4 protein-coding genes are annotated in these 6,008 nt (G+C 65.9%); all 4 read left to right on the forward strand.

Annotated features, from left to right (window positions below; genetic code table 11):
• The first annotated feature begins 170 nt into the window (after positions 1-170).
• The 4 genes from L6Q67_RS23070 (at position 171) to L6Q67_RS23085 (ending at position 5,777) form a co-directional block, all read left to right on the forward strand.
• A complete protein-coding gene (locus tag L6Q67_RS23070) occupies positions 171-1,961 on the forward strand; it encodes an acyl-CoA dehydrogenase (RefSeq protein WP_296575698.1) in 1,791 nt (596 codons plus the stop codon).
• 114 nt (positions 1,962-2,075) lie between these two features.
• Positions 2,076-3,707, forward strand: a complete 1,632-nt coding sequence (locus tag L6Q67_RS23075) for an electron transfer flavoprotein-ubiquinone oxidoreductase (RefSeq protein ID WP_296575702.1) — start codon at positions 2,076-2,078, stop codon at positions 3,705-3,707.
• A 91-nt stretch (positions 3,708-3,798) separates the two neighbouring features.
• Positions 3,799-4,110, forward strand: coding sequence for a DUF485 domain-containing protein (locus L6Q67_RS23080; RefSeq protein WP_296575705.1), 312 nt, complete (start codon positions 3,799-3,801; stop codon positions 4,108-4,110).
• Positions 4,110-5,777 (forward strand): cation acetate symporter, encoded by a 1,668-nt coding sequence (locus tag L6Q67_RS23085; protein WP_296575708.1) that lies wholly within the window; start codon positions 4,110-4,112, stop codon positions 5,775-5,777. The genes L6Q67_RS23080 and L6Q67_RS23085 overlap by 1 nt, the downstream gene beginning before the upstream one ends.
• The last annotated feature ends 231 nt before the right edge of the window (positions 5,778-6,008 follow it).

Below are 6,008 nucleotides of genomic sequence, written 5' to 3' on the forward strand. Positions count from 1 at the left end.
GACCCCGAAGCCCCGATCTTCCAGGTGGCCGACTACGGCCTGGTGGCGGATCTGTTCGAGGCCGTGCCGCAGCTGGTGTCCGCCCTCTGACCTTCCCCGTGGGGTCGAATGAATTCGACCCCACGCCTCCTCGACGCGCCCCAATAAACCGAATTCGCAAGGAGCACCCCATGAGCACTTACGTCGCCCCCGTGAAAGACATGCTGTTCAACATGACCGAGCTGGCCGGCCTGCAGGAGATCACCACCCTGCCGGGCAACGAGGAAGTGAGCCTCGACCTGGTCGAAGCCATCCTCGATGAAGCCGGCAAATTTGCCTCCGAGGTCGTTGACCCGCTCAACCCGGTGGGCGACAAGCAGGGCAACAAGTGGGACAACGGCGTGGTGACCACCGCCGACGGCTTTAAGGAAGCCTATGCCACCTTCTGCGAGACCGGCTGGAACGGCATGCCCGCCTCCACCGAGTTCGGCGGCCAGGGCCTGCCGGTGACCGTGTCCACCGCCGTGCTGGAAATGTGGAAGTCAGCCAGCATCTCCTTCTCCCTGTGTCAGATGCTCACGCTGGGCGCCGTGGAAGCCATCGCCCACCACGCCTCCGACGAGCTCAAGGCCACCTACCTGCCCAACATGGTGTCGGGCAAGTGGACCGGCACGATGAACCTCACCGAGCCCCAGGCCGGTTCCGACCTGGCAGCCATCCGCACCAAGGCCGAGCCCCGCGGCGATGGCAGCTACGCCATCACCGGCACCAAGATCTTCATCACCTGGGGTGAGCACGACATGGCCGAGAACATCGTCCACCTCGTGCTGGCCCGCCTGCCGGACGCCCCCCCGGGCGTGAAGGGCATCTCCCTGTTCATCGCCCCCAAGTTCCTGGTCAACGCCGACGGCAGCCTGGGCGAGCGCAACGACCTGATCTGCGCCTCCATCGAGCACAAGATGGGCATCCACGGCAGCGCCACCGCCGTCATGTCCTTCGGCGACAAGGGCGGCGCCATCGGCTACCTGGTGGGCGAGGCCAACCGCGGCCTGGAATACATGTTCACCATGATGAACCACGCCCGCCTCAACGTCGGCCTGGAAGGCGTCGGCGTGTCCGAGCGCAGCTACCAGCACGCCCTCGCCTACGCCCGTGAGCGCATCCAGGGCCGCATCGTCGGCGACAAGTCCGGCGAGAAGAAGCCCATCCTGCACCACCCGGACGTGCGCCGCATGCTGATGGACATGAAGTCCCGCACCGAAGCCGGCCGCGCCCTGGCCTATTACGTGGCCGGCTGCATGGACCGCGCCCACAGCCACCCGGACGCCGAGGTGCGCGCCGCCAACCAGCGCCGCCTGGAGCTGCTGACCCCGGTGGTCAAGGGCTGGTGCACCGAGAACGCCCAGGGCATCACCTGGAACGGCGTGCAGGTGCACGGCGGCATGGGCTTCATCGAGGAAACCGGCGCCGCCCTCTACATGCGCGACGCCCGCATCATCACCATCTACGAAGGCACCACCGCCATCCAGGCCAATGACCTGGTGGGCCGCAAGACCGCCAAGGAAGGCGGCAAGAGCATGCAGCAGCTCCTCGCCGACATCGCCGAGACCGGCGCCGCCCTGCGTGCCTCCAACGACCCGGCCCTGAAGAGTCTGGCCGACGCCCTGGGTGACGGCATCGCCGCCCTGGACGAAGCCACCAACTGGCTGCTCGCCAACTACGAAGCCACCCCGCAGGCCGCCCACGCCGGCTCGGTGCCCTTCCTCAAGCTCACCGGCATCGTCGTCGGTGGCTGGCTGATGGCCCGCTCCGCCCAGATCGCCGCCGGCCGCCTGACCGGCCCGGATGGCGACTTCTACAAGGCCAAGCTGGCCACCGCGGCCTACTTCGCCAAGCACGTGATCCCCGAAGCCAACGCCTTCCGGGACGCCATCGTGAATGGCGCAGACGCGGTGCTGGCCCTGGAAGAAGCGCTGTTCTAAGCAGCAGAACCCTGCAGGGGCGGCTTCAGCCGCCCCCAGGCGCTTGATCCGAAGTCCGCGGGCGGCTGAAGCCGCCCCTACAGAAAACCTCCCTCTTATCCGGAGACAGCAGCAATGACGCGTGAAGCGATGGAATACGACGTGGTGATCGTCGGCGCCGGCCCCTCGGGCCTGAGTGCCGCGATCCGCCTGAAGCAACTCGCCGAAAAGGCCGGCGCGGAGCTTTCGGTCTGCGTCGTGGAGAAGGGCTCCGAGGTCGGCGCCCACATCCTGTCCGGCGCCGTCATCGAGCCGCGCTCCCTGGAAGAGCTCTTCCCCGACTGGAAGGAGCGCGGTGCGCCCCTCAACACTCCGGTCAAGGAAGACCGCTTCCTCTTCCTCACCACCGACAAGGCCTACAAACTGCCCACCCCGCCCCAGATGCACAACGAGGGCAACTACATCGTCAGCCTGGGCAACGTGGTGCGCTGGCTGGGCGAGCAGGCCGAGGCCCTGGGCGTGGAGATCTACCCGGGTTTTGCCGCGTCCGAGGTGCTGTACCACGCCGATGGCTCGGTGAAGGGCATCGCCACCGGCGACATGGGCGTCGAGAAGAACGGCGAGCCGGGCCCCAACCACCAGCCGGGCATCGAGCTGCACGCCCGCCAAACCGTCTTCTCCGAAGGCTGCCGCGGCTCCCTCACCAAGGGCCTGTTCAGCAAATTCAACCTGCGCGAGGGCGTCGACCCGCAAACCTACGGCATCGGTATCAAGGAACTGTGGGAGGTGCGCCCCGAGGTGCACCAGCAGGGCCTGACCCTGCACACCGTCGGCTGGCCGGTTTCCAGCGACGTGTATGGCGGCTCCTTCCTGTACCACCTGGAGAACAACCAGGTGGCGGTGGGCTTCGTGGTCGGGCTGGATTACAGCAACCCGCACCTGTCGCCCTACGAGGAATTCCAGCGCTTCAAGACCCACCCGGAGATCCGCAAGTTCTTCGAAGGCGGCCGGCGCATCGCCTATGGCGCCCGGGCCCTCAACGAAGGCGGCTTCCAGTCGGTGCCCAAGCTCAGCTTCCGCGGCGGCGTGCTGATCGGCGACACGGCGGGCTTCTTGAACGTGCCCAAGGTCAAGGGCACCCACATGGCCATGAAGTCGGGCATCGAAGCGGCCGAGGCCCTGTTTGCCCACCTCACCGCCGAGGGCCAGACCGGCCACGAGTGCCTGGGCTACCCCGAGCGGCTCAAGCAGAGCTGGCTGTGGGACGAGCTCTACCAGGTGCGCAACATCCGCCCGAGCTTCCGCTGGGGGCTGTTTGGCGGCATCGCCTACAGCGCCATCGACACCTATGTGCTGAAGGGCCGGGCACCGTGGACCCTGCGCCACCACGCCGACCATACCCAGCTGAAGAAGGCCTCGGACTGCGCCCCCATCGTCTATCCCAAGCCCGACGGCAAGATCAGCTTCGACCGACTCTCGTCGGTGTTCATCTCGGCCACCAACCACACCGAGGAGCAGCCCTGCCATCTGAAGCTGAAGGACGCCTCGGTGCCCATCAGCACCAACCTGGCGCTCTACAACGCCCCCGAGACGCGCTACTGCCCGGCCGGCGTGTACGAAATCGTCGAGGACCCGAGCGGCCCGCGCATGCAGATCAACGCCCAGAACTGCCTGCACTGCAAGACCTGCGACATCAAGGACCCGACCCAGAACATCGACTGGGCCGTACCGGAAGGCGGCGGCGGCCCGAACTACCCGAACATGTAATCAGCATGTGGCAGCACCCGGGGGAGAACAGCACTCACCCCAAGACCATAACTACACAGAAAAACCTTTAATCACCTTCCCAGGAGGAATCATGTCAGCGGAGATTTACAAGAAAGTGCGGGCCAACCCCCGCTTTGCCGAGCTGGAGGGCAAGCGCAGCCGCTTTGCCTACCTGCTCACAGCCATCGTGATGGCGTCCTACTACGGTCTGATGATGCTCGTGGCCTTCGCCCCCGAAGTCCTGCGCACTCCGATCTCCGAGGGCGGCATGCTCACCATCGGCGTGCCCATCGGCGCCATCATCATCATCGGCTCCTGGCTGCTCACCGGCTGGTTCGTCAGCCGCTCCAACGGCGAGTTCGACCAGATGAACAACGAAATCATCCGGGAGGCCTCCAAGTGATCAAGTCCAAGCAACTCCTCGCCGCCACCCTGCTGGCCCTGGCCAGTGCCGGCGCCCTGGCCGCCGACGCCGTCGGCGTGGCCCAGAAGCAACCCCTCAACCTGACCGCCATCGGCATGTTCTTCGTGTTCGTGGTGGCCACCATGGGCATCACCTACTGGGCCGCCAGCCGCACCAAGTCCACCGCCGACTTCTACACCGCCGGCGGCGGCATCACCGGCTTCCAGAACGGCCTCGCCATTGCCGGTGACTACATGTCCGCGGCCACCCTGCTGGGCCTGTCCGCCATGGTCTTCGCCAAGGGCCTGGACGGTTTCATCTACGCCATCGGCTTCTTCGTCGGCTGGCCGGTGATCCTGTTCCTGATGGCTGAACGCCTGCGCAACCTGGGCAAGTTCACCTTCGCCGACATCGCCTCCTACCGCCTCGACCAGGGCACCATCCGCACCTTTGCCGCCTTCGGTTCGCTCACCGTGGTGTGCTTCTACCTGATCGTGCAGATGGTCGGCGCCGGCCAGCTCATCAAGCTGCTGTTCGGCCTGGACTACGCCACCGCAGTGGTCGTGGTGGGCGTGCTGATGGTGATCTACGTGACCTTCGGCGGCATGATCGCCACCACCTGGGTGCAGATCATCAAGGCCTGCCTGATGCTGTTTGGCGGCACCGTGCTGCTCTTCCTGTCCATGAGCCAGTTCGGCTTCAGCCTGGAAGCCGTGGCCAAGAAGGCCGTGGAAGTGCACAAGGACGGCCTCAAGATCATGGGCCCCGGCTCCCTGATGGCCGACCCGGTCACCGCCGTGTCCCTGTCCCTGGGCCTGGTCTTCGGCACCGCCGGCCTGCCCCACATCATGATGCGCTTCTTCACGGTGCCCAACGCCAAGGAAGCCCGCAAGAGCGTGTTTGTGGCCAGCGGCTGCATCGGCTACTTCTTCATGGTCGTGTGCGCCCTGGGCCTGATCGCCATCACCATCGTCGGCACCAACCCGGAGTTCTATGAAGGCGGCAACCTCGCCGGCAAGCTCATCGGTGGCGGCAACATGCCGGTGATGCACCTGTCCAAGGCCGTGGGTGGCAACCTGTTCCTGGGCTTCATGTCCGCCGTGGCCTTCGCCACCATCCTGGCCGTGGTGTCCGGTCTGGCCCTGGCCGGTGCGTCCGCCATCGCCCACGACATCTACGCCCGGGTGATCTGCAAGGGCACGGCCACCGAAAGCCAGGAAATGCGCGTATCCAAGATCGCCACCGTCGGCCTCGGCGTGGTCGCCGTGCTGCTGGGCATCCTGTTCGAGAAGCAGAACATCGCCTTCCTCGTCGGCCTGACCTTCGGCATCGCGGCCTCCACCAACTTCCCCATCCTGATCCTGTCCATGTACTGGCGTGGTCTGACCACCCGCGGCGCCCTGCTGGGTGGCCTGGCCGGCCTGATCTCGGCGGTGACTTTCGTGGTGCTGTCCAAGGCCGTGTGGGTGGTGGTGCTGGGCAATGCGGAAGCCATCTTCCCGTACGAGCAACCCGCCCTGTTCTCCATGCCCCTGGCCTTCTTCTTCACCTGGCTGTTCTCGGTGACCGACAGCAGCGCCCGAGCCAAGACCGACAAGGCTGGCTTCGACGACCAGTACGTGCGCTCCCAGACCGGCATCGGCGCCGCCAGCGCCAGCGCCCACTAAAAGGCCACGCACAACCGTTTATCTTCCTCCCCCTCGAGGAACTTTCGGGCGCCCACGGGCGCCCGCTTTTTTTGCCATCGGGCAAACCTGGCAGAGCACGAGTGCTGGGGAGAATCGGGGCGACCGAACCCTTCAGACGCAGAGGCAAGAGCCGCATCGGGATAGGGGCGGTCAGATAATCTGACCGTTCCCCTCCCACACCACCCGGCATGCGGGTCCGCACCGGGCGGT

It is taken from the genome of Zoogloea sp. (genome assembly GCF_023150065.1).
Taxonomy (GTDB): Bacteria; Pseudomonadota; Gammaproteobacteria; order Burkholderiales; family Rhodocyclaceae; genus Zoogloea.